Below are 15,904 nucleotides of genomic sequence, written 5' to 3'. Positions count from 1 at the left end.
CTTACTTGTTCTTGTTGTAGACGTCGAAGATGACGGCGGCGAGCAGCACCAGCCCCTTGATCACCTGCTGGTAATCAATGCCGATGCCCAGAATGGACATGCCGTTGTTCATCACCCCCATGATCAGCGCGCCGACCACCACCCCGATGATCTTGCCCGACCCGCCGGTCATCGAGGCCCCACCGATGAACACGGCGGCGATCACATCCAGCTCGAACCCCGTGCCCGCCTTGGGCGTGGCCGAGTTGAGCCGCGCCGTGACGATCATGCCGGCCAGAGAGGCCAGAACCCCCATGTTGATGAAGCACAGGAAGACCAGCCGGTTGGTGTTGATGCCCGAAAGCTTCGCGGCTTTCTCATTGCCGCCAAGGGCATAGATCCGCCGCCCGGTCGTCGTGTTCTCGGTGAAGAAGGCGTAAAGGACGGTCAGGATGGTCAGCACCACCACCACATTCGGCAGACCGCGAAAGCTGGCGAGCTTGTAGCCGACAAAGATCAGCGCCGCGGCGATCACCATGCTGCGGGCCACGAAAAGCCCCATCGGTTCCTGCTCGATTCCGAATTCGGCGTCGCACTGCCGCGACCGCCAGGCAAGGAAGATCAGGATCAGCGCGGCAAGGGTCACGACGAGAATGGCCGTCACGTTGGGCTTGCCGACCATGAACAAGTCGGGGATGAAGCCGGTGGACAGCGACTGGAAGGACTTCGGGAAAGGCCCGATGTTCTGCCCGCCCAGCAGCCACAGCGTCAGACCGCGAAACACCAGCATCCCTGCCAGGGTGACGATGAAGGACGGAATGCGCCAATAGGCCACCCAATAGCCCTGCGCCGCGCCGATCAGCCCGCCCACGACCAGAACGGTCGGGATCACCGCCAGCACTGGCCAGCCCAGCGTCACGGTCAGCGTCGCCGCCACCGCGCCGGTAAAGGCGGCAACCGAGCCGACGGAAAGGTCGATATGGCCGGCGACGATCACCAGGAGCATCCCCAGCGCCATGATGATGACGTAGGAATTCTGCAGGAACAGGTTGGTGATGTTCTGCGCCGACAGGAAGTCGACGTCGATGCTGACCCGCACGACCAGCGTGAAGAAGAACACGATGGCGACCAGCGCCACCAGCATGCCGTTTTCCCTGAGGTGCCCGCCCAGATGCGCGCCGAGATTTGTTTTTTGGCCCTTGCCTTCAGCCATCACGCGGCCCTCCCTGTCGTCTTGAGGATCATCGCCATGATCCGTTCCTGTGTGGCTTCGGCGCGCGAGAGTTCGCCCACGATCCGGCCTTCGTTCATCACATAGATCCGGTCGCACATACCCAGAAGCTCCGGCATTTCCGACGAGATCATCACCACGCCCCGGCCCTGGGCCGCGAGGTCGTTCATGATGGTGTAGATTTCATATTTCGCCCCCACGTCGATGCCGCGGGTCGGCTCGTCGAGGATCAGCACCTGCGGATCGGTGAACAGCCATTTCGACAGCACCACCTTCTGCTGGTTGCCGCCCGACAGGTTCAGCACCTTCTGCTGCACCCCCGGCGTGCGGATTGCCAGCGCCTTGCGGTATTCTTCCGCCACCTTTGCCTCGCGCCGCTTGTCCAGCACGCCACGCATCGCGATGCCCGCCAGATTGGCAAGGCTGATGTTCTTCAGAATAGGTTCCTCAAGGATCAGCCCCAGCGCCTTGCGATCCTCGGTGACATAGGACACCCCCGCCGCAATCGCCTTGTCGACGGTCGTGACATCCACCTCGCGGCCGTTCATCCGCACCTTGCCGCGATGCCCGCGCCCGTAGCTGCGGCCAAAGAGGCTCATGGCAAGCTCGGTGCGGCCAGTGCCCATCAGCCCGGCAATCCCGACGATCTCGCCCTTCCTCACATGGAAGGCGGCGTTGTGGATGGTCTGGCGGTCCTTCTGTTCGGGGTGCCAGACGTTCCAGCCCTCGACCTCCAGCAAGGTCTCGCCGGGATTCGGCACGCGGTCGGGATAGCGGTGCGCCATGTCGCGGCCGACCATGTCGCGGATGATGCGGTCTTCGGAAATCTCGGCGCGGTCGATGGTCGATACGGTCGAGCCGTCGCGGATCACGGTGATCCGGTCGGCAACGCGGGAAATCTCGTTCAGCTTGTGGCTGATGATGATCTGGGTGACGCCGTGGGCTTTCAGCTCCAGCATCAGGTCCAGAAGCTTCTGGCTGTCGTTCTCCTGCAAGGCCGCCGTCGGCTCATCAAGGATCAGCAGCCGCACGTCCTTGGCCAAGGCTTTCGCAATTTCAATCAGTTGCTGCTTGCCGACGCCCAGCTTGCCGACCTGCGTGCCGGGGGCCTCGTTCAGCCCGACCTTCTTCAGCAGGCCCTCGGTCTTCTTGAAGGCCGCCTGCCAGTTGATCACGCCGCGCCGGGCAATCTCGTTGCCGATGAACAGGTTCTCGGCGATCGACAGAAGCGGCACCAGCGCCAGTTCCTGATGGATGATGATGATGCCCTTGGCCTCGCTGTCGCGGATCGAGCGGTTCTCCAGCACGGCGCCGTCATAGCGGATCTCGCCCTCGTAGCTGCCCGCCGGGTAGACCCCCGAAAGCACCTTCATCAGCGTCGACTTGCCCGCCCCGTTCTCGCCGCAGATCGCATGAATTTCGCCCGCCTCAACCGTCAGGTTCACCTGATCCAGCGCGCGCACACCGGGAAAGGACTTGCCGATCCCCCTCATTTCCAGAAGCACTGTCATCATCCCTCCCCCGGATGAACAAGCCCGCCCCGCGTCTCCGGGGCGGGCCCGATTGCCGTCAGCTTACTTGAGCTGGTCGGCAGTATAGTAGCCGGAATCCACCAGCATCGACTGGATGTCGTTCACGCCCAGCGCGTTCGGCTCCAGGAGGTAGGACGGCACGACCTTGACGCCATTGTTGTAGGTGGCGGTGTCGTTGATCTCGGGCTCGGCGCCCTGCATGATCGCGTCCACCATCTTCACGGTCACGCCGGCCAGCGCGCGGGTGTCCTTGAACACGGTCGAATACTGCTCGCCCGCCATCATCGACTTCACGCTCGGGATTTCGGCGTCCTGACCGGTAACGCAGGGCATCGCCAGATCGCCCGAGCCATAGCCGACGCCCTTGACCGAGGACAGAATGCCGATCGACAACCCGTCATAGGGGCTGAGCGCGCCGTGCAGGGCCTTGTCGCCGTAGTTCGCCGACAGAAGGTTGTCCATGCGGGCCTGCGCCACGGCGCCATCCCAGCGCAGGGTGCCGACCACGTCCATGCCGACCTGACCCGAGCCGATGGCGATCTCGCCGGCGTCGATCATCGGTTGCAGCACCGACATCGCGCCGTCGTAGAAGAAGAAGGCGTTGTTGTCGTCGGGCGAGCCGCCGAAAAGTTCGACGTTGAAGGGCTTCTGGTCGGGGAAACGCTCTTTCAGGCATTGCACAAGGCTGTTGGCCTGCAGCACGCCGACCTTGAAGTTGTCGAAGGTGGCGTAATAGTCGACGCTGCCCGAGTCGCGGATCAGGCGGTCATAGGCGATCACCTTGATGCCGGCGGCGGCGGCGTTGTCCAAAGCGTTCGACAGGGTGGTGCCGTCGATGGCCGCGATGACCAGAACCTTGGCGCCCTTGGTGATCATGTTCTCGATCTGGGCGAGTTGGTTCGGGATATCGTCTTCGGCATATTGCAGGTCGGTTTCATAGCCGGCTTCGGTGAACTGCTTCACCATCGATTCGCCGTCCGAAATCCAGCGCGACGAGGATTTCGTCGGCATGGCGATGCCCACCATGCCCTTGCCTTCGGCAAGCGCAAAATTCGGGGCCGCGATGATCGACGTGGCCGCAGCAAGCGCCAGAAGGGCGCGTCTTGAAAGGTTCATGGTTTTCCTCCCCATGGCCGCAGTTTGGCGGCGTCTAACCAGCCACTTCGCCAGAGTTCGCATCCGGCGGGCTGACGAGAAACAGGATTGTCAGGTCATTACATATCGGTCAAATAATGTTATATGAACTATTCATAACATATTTGGGATGTCATGATGGACGCCTTCCTGAAGCGCGGGCTTAAACTGCGCCATTTGCAGCTTTTGGTCAGCCTGCAGGAAACCGGGCAGCTGAGCCACAGCGCCGAAGCACTGGGCATTGCCCAGCCCGCCGCTTCGCGCCTTCTGGTCGAGATCGAGGCCATCGTTGGCCACAGCGTGCATGCGCGCGTCGGCCGTGGCCTTGCGCTGACCGATGTCGGAGCCAGCCTTGCCCGCCGCGCCGCCCGCGTGCTGATCGAGTTGCGCGATGCCGAGCGCGAGATTTCCGGCATCACCACCGGCACGCGGGGCCATATCCGCATCGGTTCGGTGACCGGCCCGGCGATGGATCGCGTGCTGCCCGTGCTGCGTCACGCCCGCCTGGCCCTGCCTGATGTCACCGCCGAGGTTTATGTCGCGCCCTCGGACCTTCTGTGCGAGCAACTCCTGAACGGACGACTGGACTTCGTCATCGGCCGCCTGCCCGCCGGTCAAAGCGCGGACCTGTTTTCCATCCGCATGCTGGAAACCGAGCCGGTGTCGCTGCTGGTGCGGCGCGGGCATCATCTGGCGGGGTTGCCGCAGATCACGCCCGAAGATCTGCTGCAATTCGACTGGGTGATGCCGGGACAGGACGCCATTCTGGGCCGCGCGGTGAAGGCACGGCTGGCCGAACTGGGCCTGCCGATGCCGCCGCAGCGGCTGTCCACCTCGTCCTTCCTGCTGACGCTGGCGATGATGCAGCAATCCAATGCCGTCGCCCCCATCGCCCGCGCCGTGGCCGAAACCTTCGCCAACGGCCCCGACGCGCCCTATGTGACGCTGCCGATCGACCTTGGCATCGAGGTCGAGCCCTTTGGTCTGATCACCCGCGCGGGCTCGTCTCTGCCGCGCGTCGTGGCCCGGATGATCGACATGGTTCTGGGCAAGACCATCCCCGCAGAGCCGACCGCGTGACCGAAAGCCTCAGGCGTCGGCATAGTCCAGCCCGAGGTCCAGAACCGGGGCGGAATGGGTCAGGGCGCCGACGCTGATGTAATCGACCCCCGTGGCGGCGACTTCGGGAATGCGCGGCAGGCTCATGTTGCCCGAGGCTTCCGTCACCAGCCGCCCGGCCACCATCTCGACGGCGCGCGTCAGTGTCGCGTTGTCCATGTTGTCGAGCAGGACGCAATCCGCCCCGCCGGTGGCCAGAACCTCGGCAAGCTGATCCAGGCGGTCCACCTCGATCTCGACCCGCATCATGTGCGACCGCGCAGCCTTGACCCGCTCCAGCACGGCGCGAACGCCCCCTGCGGCGGCGATATGGTTGTCCTTGATCAGGATGGCATCGCCCAAGCCATAGCGGTGATTGGCCCCGCCACCATGGCGCACGGCCGCCTTTTCGACCAGCCGCAGCCCGGGCGTGGTCTTGCGGGTGCAGGTGATCTGCGCCCGGCCGGACGCCGCGTTCACAAAGGCCGCCGTCAACGTGGCAATGCCGCTCATCCGTCCGGCAAAGTTCAGTGCCACCCGCTCGGCCATCAGAATGGCCGCCATATCGCCCGACACCCGCATCAGCACCTGACCGGCGGCGCAGGCGGCGCCATCGGGGGTCAGCGTCTGAACCGAAAGCTGCGCGTCGATCAGCCGAAAGGCCATCGCCGCGGCCTGCATGCCCGAGACCCGGCCAGCCCCGCGTGACCGCATCACCACACCGCCGCGGGTGCCAGACGGAATCACGGCGCGCGACGTCGCATCGCCCCAAGGCGCCAGATCTTCGGCCAGCGCAGCGCGAACCAGCGGCTCGAGCAGGAAATCGGGCAGGTCGGTCATGCGGGTTCCTTCAGGGCAAGGGCATCGGCCAGCGTCAGGTGTGAGGGCTTTGGCGGCAGCTCGCCCGGGAAATCGCTGCGACAATGCGCGCCGCGGCTTTCGCGCCGCAAGAGCGCCGCCGTGGCAATCATCCGCGCCGCCGCCAGCATGTTCGCCAATGCCGGGGGCGCATCGGGTTCCAGATCAGCGAGGCCCGCCAGTGCCGCACGCAGCCCGGTTTCCTCGCGGATGACACCGACATGGGTGGTCATGAGTCCGCGCAGCCGGGCGACCTTGGCCGGGTCGGCGACCGGGGCCGTGCCGGCGAGTGCCACCTTTGCCTCGGGCGCCGCGCCCGTCGGCATCGCCGCAGCGATGTCGAGACCGGCGGCGCGGCCCGTAACAAGGGCTTCGAGCAGACCGTTCGAGGCCAGCCGGTTGCCGCCGTGCAGCCCCGTGCAGGCCGCCTCGCCCGCCACCCAAAGGCCGGGCAGGCTGCATCGCCCATCCGCCGACACGGCAATGCCGCCCATGTGGTAATGCGCCGCCGCCGTCACCGGAATCGGCTCTTGCGCCGGGTCGATCCCGGCGCGCTGGCAGGCGGCATGAACGGTGGGAAAATGGCTGGCAATCTGCGCGCCCAGAGCGCGGGCATCAAGCATCGGCCGCCGACCGGCCTGCCATTCGGCAAAGACACCGCGCGCAACGATGTCGCGCGGGGCAAGCTCGGCCTCGGGGGCAAGCGCCGGCATGAAGCGGGTCCCCATGGCATTGATGAGAACGGCGCCTTCGCCGCGCAAGGCCTCGGTCGCAAGCGGCGCCGGGTCTTCGCCGATGTCGATGGCGGTGGGGTGGAACTGCACGAACTCGGCATCACGGATCAGGGCGCCGGCCCGCGCGGCCATTCCCAGCATCTGGCCGCGAATGCGGTTCGGATTGGTGGTCACTGCGTAAAGCCCCGCCGCGCCACCGCCGGCAAACAGCACGGCCGGGCCCCGGATTTCCCCCGTCCCGTCACCCTCGACCTCGACGCCGACCACCTGCCCGGCCTCGACGATCAGCCCGGTGACCGACAGGGCGGTCTGCAGCTGGATATGCGGTGCTGCCTGCACGGCGCGGATCAGCGTTGCCATGATCGCCTGCCCCGCGCGGTCACCGCCAACCCGCACCACCCGCGCCGCGCCATGGGCCGCCTCGCGCGAGAGCAGGTAATTGCCATGCAGATCGCGGTCGAAGGGGGCGCCCAGATCGGACAACCGGGCGACATGCTCGGCGGCCTCGGCAGTGATACGGGCCGCCACAGCCGCATCCACCAGCCCCGCGCCCGCCCGGATCGTATCGGCCAGATGATCCGACGGCCGGTCCCCCGGCCCCATCGCTGCCGCAACCCCACCCTGCGCCCAGGCTGAACTGGCGCCATGGCCAAGCGGCTCTGGCGCGATGATCAGTACGGGGCGGGGGGCCAGCGCCAGCGCGGCATAAAGCGCCGCGATACCGCCGCCGATGATCAGCACGCGGTCGGTCTGCATCCGGGCAACCTGCATCAGCGCCGGCCCGACAGGTCGATCATCCGCTGCACCGAAGCGCGCGCGCCTTCGGCAAGATGGGCGGGAACCTCGACCGGGGTGGTCATGGTGTGCAGCGACCACAGGATCTTTTCCAGCGTGATCATCTTCATGTAGGGGCACATGGTGCAGGGGCCGACAAACTCTACCGACGGGTGCGCATCGGCAATGTTCGAGGCCATCGAACATTCGGTGACTAGCAACGCCGATGCCGGCTTCTCTTGCCCGACATAGGCGATGATTCCGGCGGTCGAGCCGGTGAAATCCGCCTCGGCCACCACATCGGGCGGGCATTCGGGATGGGCGATGATCCGCGTGCCGGGATGAAAGCTGCGGAACTCGCGCAGGTCGGCGGGGGTGAACTGTTCATGCACGATGCAGGCACCATCCCACCAGACCACCTGCTTTTCCGGCACTTGCCGGGCGACGTTCTGCGCCAGATACTTGTCGGGCAGCATGATGACGGTTTCGCTGTCCATCCCCCGCACGATCTGCGCGGCATTGGCCGAGGTGCAGCAGACATCGGCCGCCGCCTTCACCTCGGCCGACGTGTTGACATAAGCCACCACCGGCGCCCCGGGATAGCGACGGCGCATCTCTGCAACACCCTCTGCGGTGATCGAGGACGCCAGCGAACACCCCGCCGCCATGTCGGGCATCAACACGGTCTTGCCCGGGTTGAGGACTTTCGAGGTTTCCGCCATGAAATGCACACCGCCCTGCACGATGACCGAAGCGGCAACCTCGCGCGCTGCCATCGCCAGCTGCAGACTGTCGCCCACCACGTCGCAGACCCCGTGAAACACCTGGGGTGTCATGTAGTTATGGCCCAGGATCACCGCGTCACGCTCACGCTTAAGGCGGTTGATGGCCACGACATAGGGGGCATGAACCGCCCATTCGGCAAAGGGAATGACGCGGGCCGCCTTTTCCCAGATCGAACGGGTTGCCTCGGCCGCGTCAAGCGAGGGAGACAGATCATATTGCGCCGCCAGTTCGGCGCGCATCGGCGACAGGTCGAGCAATGGGGGAGCTTTCTTCGGCAGAGGGGGTCGGAAGCGCACGACGGGACGACGGATTTCGCAGGTGCGGCATATTCGATGCGGGCCGCTCCGTCAACTCGTTCCGCGCCGGCCCGGCACAGCCACAAGGCCGCTGCCCCGTGAATCCGTGTTGTGCGCCGGCGCCTTTTCGCCTTGATCCGCCAGCAGCGCGCGCAGGTCGGTTCCGGGCTTGGCAACGCCAGCGGGATCGACCGGCAAGCCGCCTTCCAGCAGCCGCTTGGCGATCATGAAGACCCGTGGTTTGTTGATGGCGTCGACCGCCTGCAGCTTCCCGGCGGCAAAATACCAGATGGACCGGGCCTGTTCCGACCCACCCGCCCGGACCACCACCTGATCGAAGCGTCGCGACAGGCCGGCGATCTGCAATTTGGTGTCGTACTGGTCCGACCAGAACCACGGCCGGGCCTGATAGGTCACGGCGTGACCCAGCATGTTGGCGGCGGCCACCTCGGCCTGATCTATCGCATTGCCCACGCTTTCCAGCCGCAGCCGTTCACCTTGCCACGGAAAGGCGGCGCAATCACCGGCGGCATAGATGCCTGCATGCGAGGTCTCGCAGAAGGCATCGACCACAATTCCGCCGTCGGCGGCAATCCCGGCCGCTTCGGCCAGCCCGGTTTCCGGCTCGACGCCGATCCCGACCAGCACGAGGTCAGCCTCCAGCCTTTGGCCATCGCCCAGCACCGCCGAGGTGACCCGCCCGCCCTGTCCTTCAAGCCGTGACAGCGCCACGCCTTCGCGAAGGTCCACGCCGTGATCCTGATGCAGCTTGCGGAAATAGGCCGCGGTTTCTGGCGCTGCCACACGTTTGAGGATGCGGTCCGCCGCTTCGATCAGGGTGACAGCCACGCCCAGCTTGCGCGCGCTGGCCGCGGCTTCCAGACCGACATAGCCGCCGCCCACCACCAGCAACCGCCGGGCCGCGCGGATAGCTGCGGCAAAGCCATCCGCATCGGCCAGATTGCGCATCGTCATGACGCCCGCCAGAGTGCCGCCAATCGCCTCGGGCAGCCGCCGAGGCATGGCGCCGGTGGCCAGCAACAGGCGGTCATACGGCACGGAGGTGCCATCGCTCAGCACGACAGCACGCGCGCCGGGCCGGATCGCCGTCGCCCGGACGCCAAGCCTGAGATCTATCTCGCGCCGGGCAAAATGCTCGGCCGGTCGCAGAAACAGCCGTTCGCGGCCAAGCGCGCCCAGGAGATAGGCTTTCGACAGGGGCGGGCGCTGGTAGGGCAGTTGGGCTTCGGCGCCAATCAGGGTGATCGGGCCGGCATGGCCGAGATCGCGCAATTTGTCGGCGGCGGAAAAACCCGCCTGTCCGGCCCCGATGATGATGATCGGGCCGGGTGTCGGTTTGGGGTGCGCCATGATGGGTCAGGCCGTTCGCAGGGCGGCTGCCGCCTTTTGCATGGCGGCGATCAGCGCATCGCGCTTGGCGGCCAGCTCGATCGTCGGCACGGTACCGGTCGCCTCCTGCACGCCCGCAACCAGCCGCGAGGACAGTTCGGGGTTCAGGTGCAACTTGCCCAGATCGTCCCACCAGCGGTTGAAGCTGTCGGCATAGCGGTCGCAAAAGGCCGCCAGCCCGCCTTCGCCGGCGCCCAGATGGAACAGCATCGTCGGCCCCATGGCCGCCCAGCGCAGGCCCGGCCCGGCCCAGACCGCGGTATCCACATCCTCGACCGAGGCCACGCCGCTTTGCACCAGATGGATCGCCTCGCGCCAGAGCGCCGCTTGCAGGCGGTTGGCCACATGGCCGGGAACCTCGCGGTGGACGCGGATCGTGACCTTGCCCACCGCCTTGTAGAACCGCTCGGCAGCCTCGACCATGCCGGCGGCGGTCCGGGCATTGCCCATGACCTCGACCAGCGGGATCAGATGCGGCGGGTTGAACGGATGGCCCAGCACGAGAGGGCCGGGGTTGCGCCATCCGGCCTGCATCTCGCTCAGAGTCAGGCCCGAAGCCGACGACGCCACCACCGCGCCCGGCTTCAGCGCCGGTTCGATTTCGGCATAAAGCGCGTGCTTGAGGGCGATGCGTTCCGGCACGCTTTCCTGAATGAAATCGGCGTCGCGCACGGCCTCGGCGGTGGTGGCGTGGAACGTCAGCACGCCCCTGCCCTTGACCAGCCCCAGCTCGGTCAGGGTGGGCCAGGCGCGGTCGATATAGTCGCGCACCGAAGCCTCGGTCGCCACCGGATCATGCACCGCGACCTCGCGGCCCGAGGCAAGAAACAGCGCCGCCCAGCTGGCGCCGATGACACCGGCGCCGATTACGGCGATTTTGGGAAATTCGGTCATGCACTTAGTCCTGGTTGAAGATGAGGCCCGGTTGAAGCGGAGAGGCAGCGGTCAGCCCGCCGTCGATGGTAAAGCATTGCCCGGTGACAAAGCCGGACTGGTCCGAGACCAGCCAGGCCACGGTGTTGGCGATGTCTGCGGGCGTGCCGAAACGGCGGGCGGCATGGCGGGCCAGCGCATCGGCACGCGCGCGGGCGGGATCGGTGGCCAGCGCGAACCCCGCCTCCAGCATCCCGGTCTGAATCCAGCCGGGGCGGATGGCGTTGCAGCGCACATGCGGCCCGTGATCGACGGCGATAGACCGGGTCAGCCCATGCACGAAGGCCTTCGAGGCATTGTAGATTGCCATCGAAGGATCGGCCACATCGCCGGAAATCGAACCGATGTTGACGATGGCGCCGCGCGCATCCGGTTGGTTCAGGAAAGCCCGGCACATGTTGAAGCTGCCCCGGCAGTTGATGCCGATCAGCTGGTCCCAATCGGCATCGGTGGTCTCGGCAACCGTCTTTTCGATCTGCACGCCTGCGTTGTTCACCAGCACATCGACCGGGCCGAACGCCGCCCGTGCCTTGGCAAACAGCGCCGCCGCCTCGGCGGGGTTGGCGACATCGGCCTGCGCCCACAGCACGGCGGCGGGCAGGTCACTCGGTCTGTCGCCGCGACCGCAGGTCAGCACCTGCGCGCCGTCGGCCAAAAGCCGGTCCACGATGGCGCGGCCGATCCCGCGCGAGCCGCCGGTGATGATGGCGCGGGTCATGCGTGGGCCATCATGACATGGCGCACCGCCGTAAAGGCTTCCAGCGCAAAGACTGACATGTCGCAGCCGGTGCCCGAGCCTTTCATCGCCGCCCAGGGCATTTCCGGGGTGGCGACCCCGTGGGTATTGACCCAGGTAAAGCCGTAGCGCAGCCGCGACGTCATGGCCATCGCCCGCCCCGTATCCCGGGTCCAGACCGAGGAGGCGAGGCCGTAGCGCCCCTTGTTGGCGATCCGCAGCGCCTCATCCGCATCGGCAAAGCGCGAAACGGTGACGACCGGGCCGAAGACCTCATTCCGGGCGATTTCTGCATCATGGGCGACATTCGCCAGCACGGTCGGGCGGTAGAAGTATCCGGCGCCAGCCGGGGCCTCGCCGCCCGCGACCACCTCGGCCACAGCGCGGGCGCGGTCGACGAAGCCCGCCACCCGGTCGCGCTGCGCGGCCGAGACGATCGGCCCCATCTCGGTGCCCGCCGCGCGCGGGGCGCCGATGCGGATGCTGGACACCGCCGCCGCCAGATCGGCCACCAGCCGGTCATGGATGCCCGCTTGCACTAGCAGGCGGCAGGGTTGGGCGCAGTCCTGCCCCGCGTTGAAGAAGCCGCCCGCGCGGATGGTGGCGACCAGGGTCTCAAGGTCGGCATCGTCGAACACGATCACCGGCGCTTTGCCGCCCAGCTCCAGATGCACATGGCGGATCTGGGTCGCCGCCGCCCGCATTGCTACCTGACCGGTGCCAGGAGAGCCGGTGATGGAAATCGCCTCGACCTCGGGGGCGTTGATCATCCGCTCGCCGATGGTCGGCCCGCGGCCGTGCAGCACCTGCACCAGCCCCGCAGGCACCACATCGGCCAGAAGCTCGGCCAGCCGCAGAGTGGACAGCGGCGTCAGTTCCGACGGTTTCAGCACCACCGGGCAGCCCGCCGCCAGAGGTGCGGCCAGCTTCCAGGCCGCCATCATCAGCGGATAGTTCCACGGTGCAATCGCCGCCACCGGCCCCACCGGATCGCGCCGGATCATCGAAGTATGGCCCGCCACATATTCCCCCGCCGCCAGCCCGCCCATAGTGCGCGCGGCACCGGCGAAAAAGCGGAAGGTGTCGATGGTCAGCGGCATCTCGTCATTCAGCGCCGAGGGCCAGGGCTTGCCGACATCAAGGCTTTCCAGACTTGCCAGGTCTTCGGCATGGGCCTCGATCACATTGGCGATGTCTTGAAGCAGACCGGCCCGGCGCGATGGCGGGGCGGTGCGAAACTCTTCGAACGCCGCATCGGCGGCCCGCATGGCGCTATCCACCTGTTCGGGGCTGGCCTCGGCCACGCGGGCAACCTCGTCGCCGGTTGCGGGGTTCAGGATGGGCAGCGCCGCACCCTCCCCCGCCACCATCTCGCCATTGATGAGAAGCTTGGTCTGCATCAGAAGGCCACCTTGTCGCCGCCCTTCAACCCCAGCCTTTCGCGGGCTTCGGCGGGGGTAGCGACGGTCAGGCCAAGGCTTTCGATGATGGTGCGGATGCGGCGGACCTGCTGCGCGTTCGAGGTCGCAAGCTCTCCCTTGCCGATGAACAGGCTGTCCTCCAGCCCGACGCGCAGATTGCCGCCCAGAAGCGCGCTTTGCGTGGCAAAGGGCATCTGGTGGCGTCCGGCGGCCAGCACCGACCATTCGTAATTCTCGGCCCCGAACAGCCGGTCGGCGACCTTGTGCATGTGCATGAGGTTATCAAGGTCGGCGCCGACGCCGCCCAGAATGCCGAACACGATCTGGATGAAGAACGGCGGCTTGATCAGCCCTTGGTCGATGAACCATTTGATGTTGTAGAGGTGGCTCAGGTCATAGCATTCGAATTCGAACTTGGTGCCATGCCCGTCGCCCAGCGTCTTCAGCGCATATTCGATGGTGGCGAAAGTGTTGGGGAAGATGAAATCCCGCGTCATCTCCAGGAATTTCGGCTCCCAGTCGTGTTTCCAGTCGGTGTATTTCGACAAAAGCGGGAAGATGCCGAAGTTCATCGAGCCCATGTTCAGGCTGGCCATTTCCGGGCTGGCCGTGGTCGCTGCCAAGAGCCGCTGATCCATCGTCATGCCCAAGCCCCCGCCGGTCGAGACGTTGATGACCGCATCGGTGGCCTGTTTGATGACCGGCAGGAATTGCGCGAAAATCTCCGGCCGCGGGTCGGGCTTGCCGGTTTCTGGGTCGCGCGCATGCAGGTGGATGATCGAGGCCCCAGCGTCGGCCGCCTCGATGCTGGCCGTGGCGATTTCGGCCGGAGTGATCGGCAGGTGGGGTGACATCGTGGGGGTGTGAATGCCGCCGGTCGGCGCGCAGGTGATGATGACGGACTTCGCCACTTCAGAACCTCATCTGCTGGACTTGGGCGGACAGACCGCCGTCGAGAACCCAAAGCTGGCCCGAGGCATAGCGCGCCTCGTCCGAGGCCAGCCAGTTGACCAGATTGGCGATGTCTTCCGGCGTGCCGCAGGTGCGGGTGGGGTGAATGGCCTTGACCTGATCCAACACCGTGTCCAGCGCTCCGCCGCCCGCGCCTGACCCTGCCCCACCGAAGAAACTTCGCAGCATGGGCGTGTCGACATAGCCGGGGCAGATCGCGTTCACCCGGATGCCTTCCGACCCGTGGTCGCAGGCCATGGCGCGGGTCAGGGCATGGACAGCGCCCTTGGACGCGCAATAGGCCGCCAGACCGGGATCGGCAATGAAACCGTCATAAGAGCCGAAGTTGATGATCGAGGCCTGCCCATTCCCGCCCGCCGCAGCGCCGCGCCGCAGCAGCGGCAGGGCGTATTTCGACGGCAGGAAGGTGCCGGTGACATTGATCGCAAAGATGCGGTTCCAGTCGGCAAGGCTGGTGTGTTCGATCGTGTGTTCAATCTCGATCCCGGCGGCATTGACCAGAACGTCGAGACGCCCTTCTTCCCCCATGACCCGGTCCATTGCGGCGCGAGTCTCGTCCTCGCTGGTGACGTCCAGCCGCAGGAAGCGGCCGGCGCCGGCGCCCGACAGACTGCCGCCTTCCGAAAGGTCGGCGGCATAGACTGTGGCGCCTTCGCGCTGGAACCGGTCGCAGATCGCCCGGCCAATCCCGCCGCGCCCGCCCGTCACAAGGGCAATCTTGCCCGACAACCTGCCGTTCATCCTGTGATCCTTTCAGAAGCGAAATGTGCCGCCGGTGCGGGAGCCATGCACCGGCCGCAAGGCCTCAACCCGCGGCGCGGGCGTAGGCCTCCAGCACAAGACCGTGGAAGTGATGCACGGCATGCTCCGACTTGCCCGAGCCTTCCGGGTCATTGACGATGCGGCCTTGCAGGAAGGCGGGCGTCTTCATGCCCTTCTGCACGCTTTCGACGATGGCGATGTCCTCGACCTGCAAGACCTCGTCGAGATAACGGATGGTTTCCTTTTCCGCCTCGGTCACCTCCTTGGTCTCAAGGAAGAAATCATAGGTTTCAAAGGTGCGGTCCGGCCCGGCGGGGATGATGTTCAGGACGATCATCGAGGACCGCCCCGGATAGCGCATCAGGCAGGTATTGGGCCACAGCCACCAGACGGCATGGGTTTTCACCGTGGCATTCGATACGTCATAGGCGCTGTTCGACGACGTGCCCGCATCGGCCATATGGCTGGAATAGATGCCGTAGGTCGTCACCTTGTAGGTGTCCATGTCAACCAGCGTGCAGAAATCCTTGTGCGCCGTGGGGCAGTGGTAGCATTCAAGGAAATTGTCGACGACGTTCTTCCAGTTCGACTTGATGTCATAGGTCAAGCGATGGCCGAAGGTCAGGTTTTCGATATCCGGCGCCCAGTGGCGGATTTCGGTTTCCAGATTGCCGGTCTGCGACTTCAGCGATGCGGCCTTGCCGTCAAGGTTCACATAGACGAAGCCCGCAAATTCCTCGACCTGCACCTCGTCAAGGCAGATGTCGCCGGTCGAGAAGTCTTCCAGCGTCTCGGTGTGGGGCGCGCGCACCAGCTTGCCGTCCAGCTTGTAGACCCAGGCATGGTAGGGGCACATGATGCGGTTGACGTTGCCCTCGCCCGACAAAAGCTCATGCGCGCGGTGCTTGCAGACGTTGTAGAAGGCGCGCAGCGTGCCTTCCTTGTCGCGCACCACGGCAATCGGCTTGCCCGCGATGTCGATCGTCACATAGGCGCCCGGCTCGCGCAGTTTCTCGACATGGCAGACCCACTGCCAGGTCTTGGCGATGATCGCCTCCAGATCGACGCCATGCCAGCGCGGATCGACATAGGCCTCTTTGCGCAGCGACAGAGAGCGCGAGGGGTTCGGGTCGAAACCCTTTGAAATCTCTTTGAATTCCTTTTGGCTTGGCAGTTCGGTCATCGCGGCACCTCCATGAGCGCGGTTGGGCATCACCCCAGCCTGTGCTGTTCGCTGCCCAAAGGTTC

14 protein-coding genes are annotated in these 15,904 nt (G+C 65.7%); 1 reads left to right on the top strand and 13 read right to left on the bottom strand.

Going from position 1 to position 15,904, the window contains the following annotated elements; all coding sequences use genetic code 11:
* Position 1: 1 nt before the first annotated feature.
* The 3 genes from mmsB to chvE all read right to left on the bottom strand — a co-directional run bounded on the left by mmsB (position 2) and on the right by chvE (position 3,858).
* Complete coding sequence (mmsB, locus tag G4Z14_RS04415) at positions 2 to 1,192, bottom strand: multiple monosaccharide ABC transporter permease (RefSeq protein ID WP_164623579.1); 1,191 nt, start codon at positions 1,190 to 1,192, stop codon at positions 2 to 4.
* Complete coding sequence (mmsA, locus tag G4Z14_RS04410; protein WP_164623578.1) at positions 1,192 to 2,721, bottom strand: multiple monosaccharide ABC transporter ATP-binding protein; 1,530 nt, start codon at positions 2,719 to 2,721, stop codon at positions 1,192 to 1,194. Before mmsA ends, mmsB begins: the two co-directional genes overlap by 1 nt.
* A 63-nt stretch (positions 2,722 to 2,784) precedes the next feature.
* Entirely contained in the window at positions 2,785 to 3,858 is a 1,074-nt protein-coding gene (gene chvE, locus G4Z14_RS04405) for a multiple monosaccharide ABC transporter substrate-binding protein (RefSeq protein ID WP_164623577.1), read from the bottom strand.
* Positions 3,859 to 4,014: 156 nt separating this feature from the next.
* Here chvE and G4Z14_RS04400 point away from each other — a divergent pair, with 156 nt between their 5' ends.
* The gene (locus G4Z14_RS04400; protein WP_164623576.1) at positions 4,015 to 4,956 is read left to right on the top strand and encodes a LysR substrate-binding domain-containing protein; all 942 of its coding nucleotides are present in this window, start codon (positions 4,015 to 4,017) and stop codon (positions 4,954 to 4,956) included.
* 9 nt (positions 4,957 to 4,965) lie between these two features.
* On the opposite strand, the gene nadC is transcribed toward G4Z14_RS04400, so the two are convergent.
* From nadC to G4Z14_RS04350, 10 genes are all read right to left on the bottom strand, one after another.
* Entirely contained in the window at positions 4,966 to 5,814 is an 849-nt protein-coding gene (gene nadC, locus G4Z14_RS04395; protein ID WP_164623575.1) for a carboxylating nicotinate-nucleotide diphosphorylase, read from the bottom strand.
* Positions 5,811 to 7,322 (bottom strand): L-aspartate oxidase, encoded by a 1,512-nt coding sequence (locus tag G4Z14_RS04390; protein ID WP_265331846.1) that lies wholly within the window; start codon positions 7,320 to 7,322, stop codon positions 5,811 to 5,813. Before G4Z14_RS04390 ends, nadC begins: the two co-directional genes overlap by 4 nt.
* A 14-nt stretch (positions 7,323 to 7,336) precedes the next feature.
* On the bottom strand, positions 7,337 to 8,383 hold the full coding sequence (gene nadA, locus G4Z14_RS04385; protein WP_164623573.1) for a quinolinate synthase NadA: 1,047 nt from the start codon (positions 8,381 to 8,383) through the stop codon (positions 7,337 to 7,339).
* Between the two features lie 90 nt (positions 8,384 to 8,473).
* On the bottom strand, positions 8,474 to 9,793 hold the full coding sequence (locus tag G4Z14_RS04380; RefSeq protein WP_164623572.1) for an NAD(P)/FAD-dependent oxidoreductase: 1,320 nt from the start codon (positions 9,791 to 9,793) through the stop codon (positions 8,474 to 8,476).
* Between the two features lie 6 nt (positions 9,794 to 9,799).
* A complete protein-coding gene (locus tag G4Z14_RS04375; RefSeq protein WP_164623571.1) occupies positions 9,800 to 10,726 on the bottom strand; it encodes a 3-hydroxyacyl-CoA dehydrogenase NAD-binding domain-containing protein in 927 nt (308 codons plus the stop codon).
* A 4-nt stretch (positions 10,727 to 10,730) separates the two neighbouring features.
* Positions 10,731 to 11,483: an SDR family NAD(P)-dependent oxidoreductase gene (locus G4Z14_RS04370; RefSeq protein ID WP_164623570.1), complete on the bottom strand. Its 753-nt coding sequence runs from the start codon at positions 11,481 to 11,483 to the stop codon at positions 10,731 to 10,733.
* Positions 11,480 to 12,901 carry an aminobutyraldehyde dehydrogenase gene (locus G4Z14_RS04365; protein ID WP_164623569.1) on the bottom strand — a complete coding sequence of 474 codons (1,422 nt, stop codon included), beginning with the start codon at positions 12,899 to 12,901 and terminating at the stop codon, positions 11,480 to 11,482. The genes G4Z14_RS04370 and G4Z14_RS04365 overlap by 4 nt, the downstream gene beginning before the upstream one ends.
* A complete protein-coding gene (locus G4Z14_RS04360; RefSeq protein ID WP_164623568.1) occupies positions 12,901 to 13,833 on the bottom strand; it encodes a BKACE family enzyme in 933 nt (310 codons plus the stop codon). The genes G4Z14_RS04365 and G4Z14_RS04360 overlap by 1 nt, the downstream gene beginning before the upstream one ends.
* Before the next feature lies 1 nt (position 13,834).
* Positions 13,835 to 14,635, bottom strand: coding sequence for an SDR family NAD(P)-dependent oxidoreductase (locus G4Z14_RS04355; protein ID WP_164623567.1), 801 nt, complete (start codon positions 14,633 to 14,635; stop codon positions 13,835 to 13,837).
* Between the two features lie 64 nt (positions 14,636 to 14,699).
* Positions 14,700 to 15,839, bottom strand: coding sequence for an aromatic ring-hydroxylating oxygenase subunit alpha (locus tag G4Z14_RS04350; protein ID WP_164623566.1), 1,140 nt, complete (start codon positions 15,837 to 15,839; stop codon positions 14,700 to 14,702).
* Between the last annotated feature and the right edge of the window lie 65 nt (positions 15,840 to 15,904).

It is taken from the genome of Tabrizicola oligotrophica (assembly GCF_011008935.1).
GTDB lineage: Bacteria > Pseudomonadota > Alphaproteobacteria > Rhodobacterales > Rhodobacteraceae > Tabrizicola_A > Tabrizicola_A oligotrophica.
The sequence above is the reverse complement of the archived record's forward strand: the minus strand, read 5'-3'. Positions and strand labels throughout refer to the sequence as shown.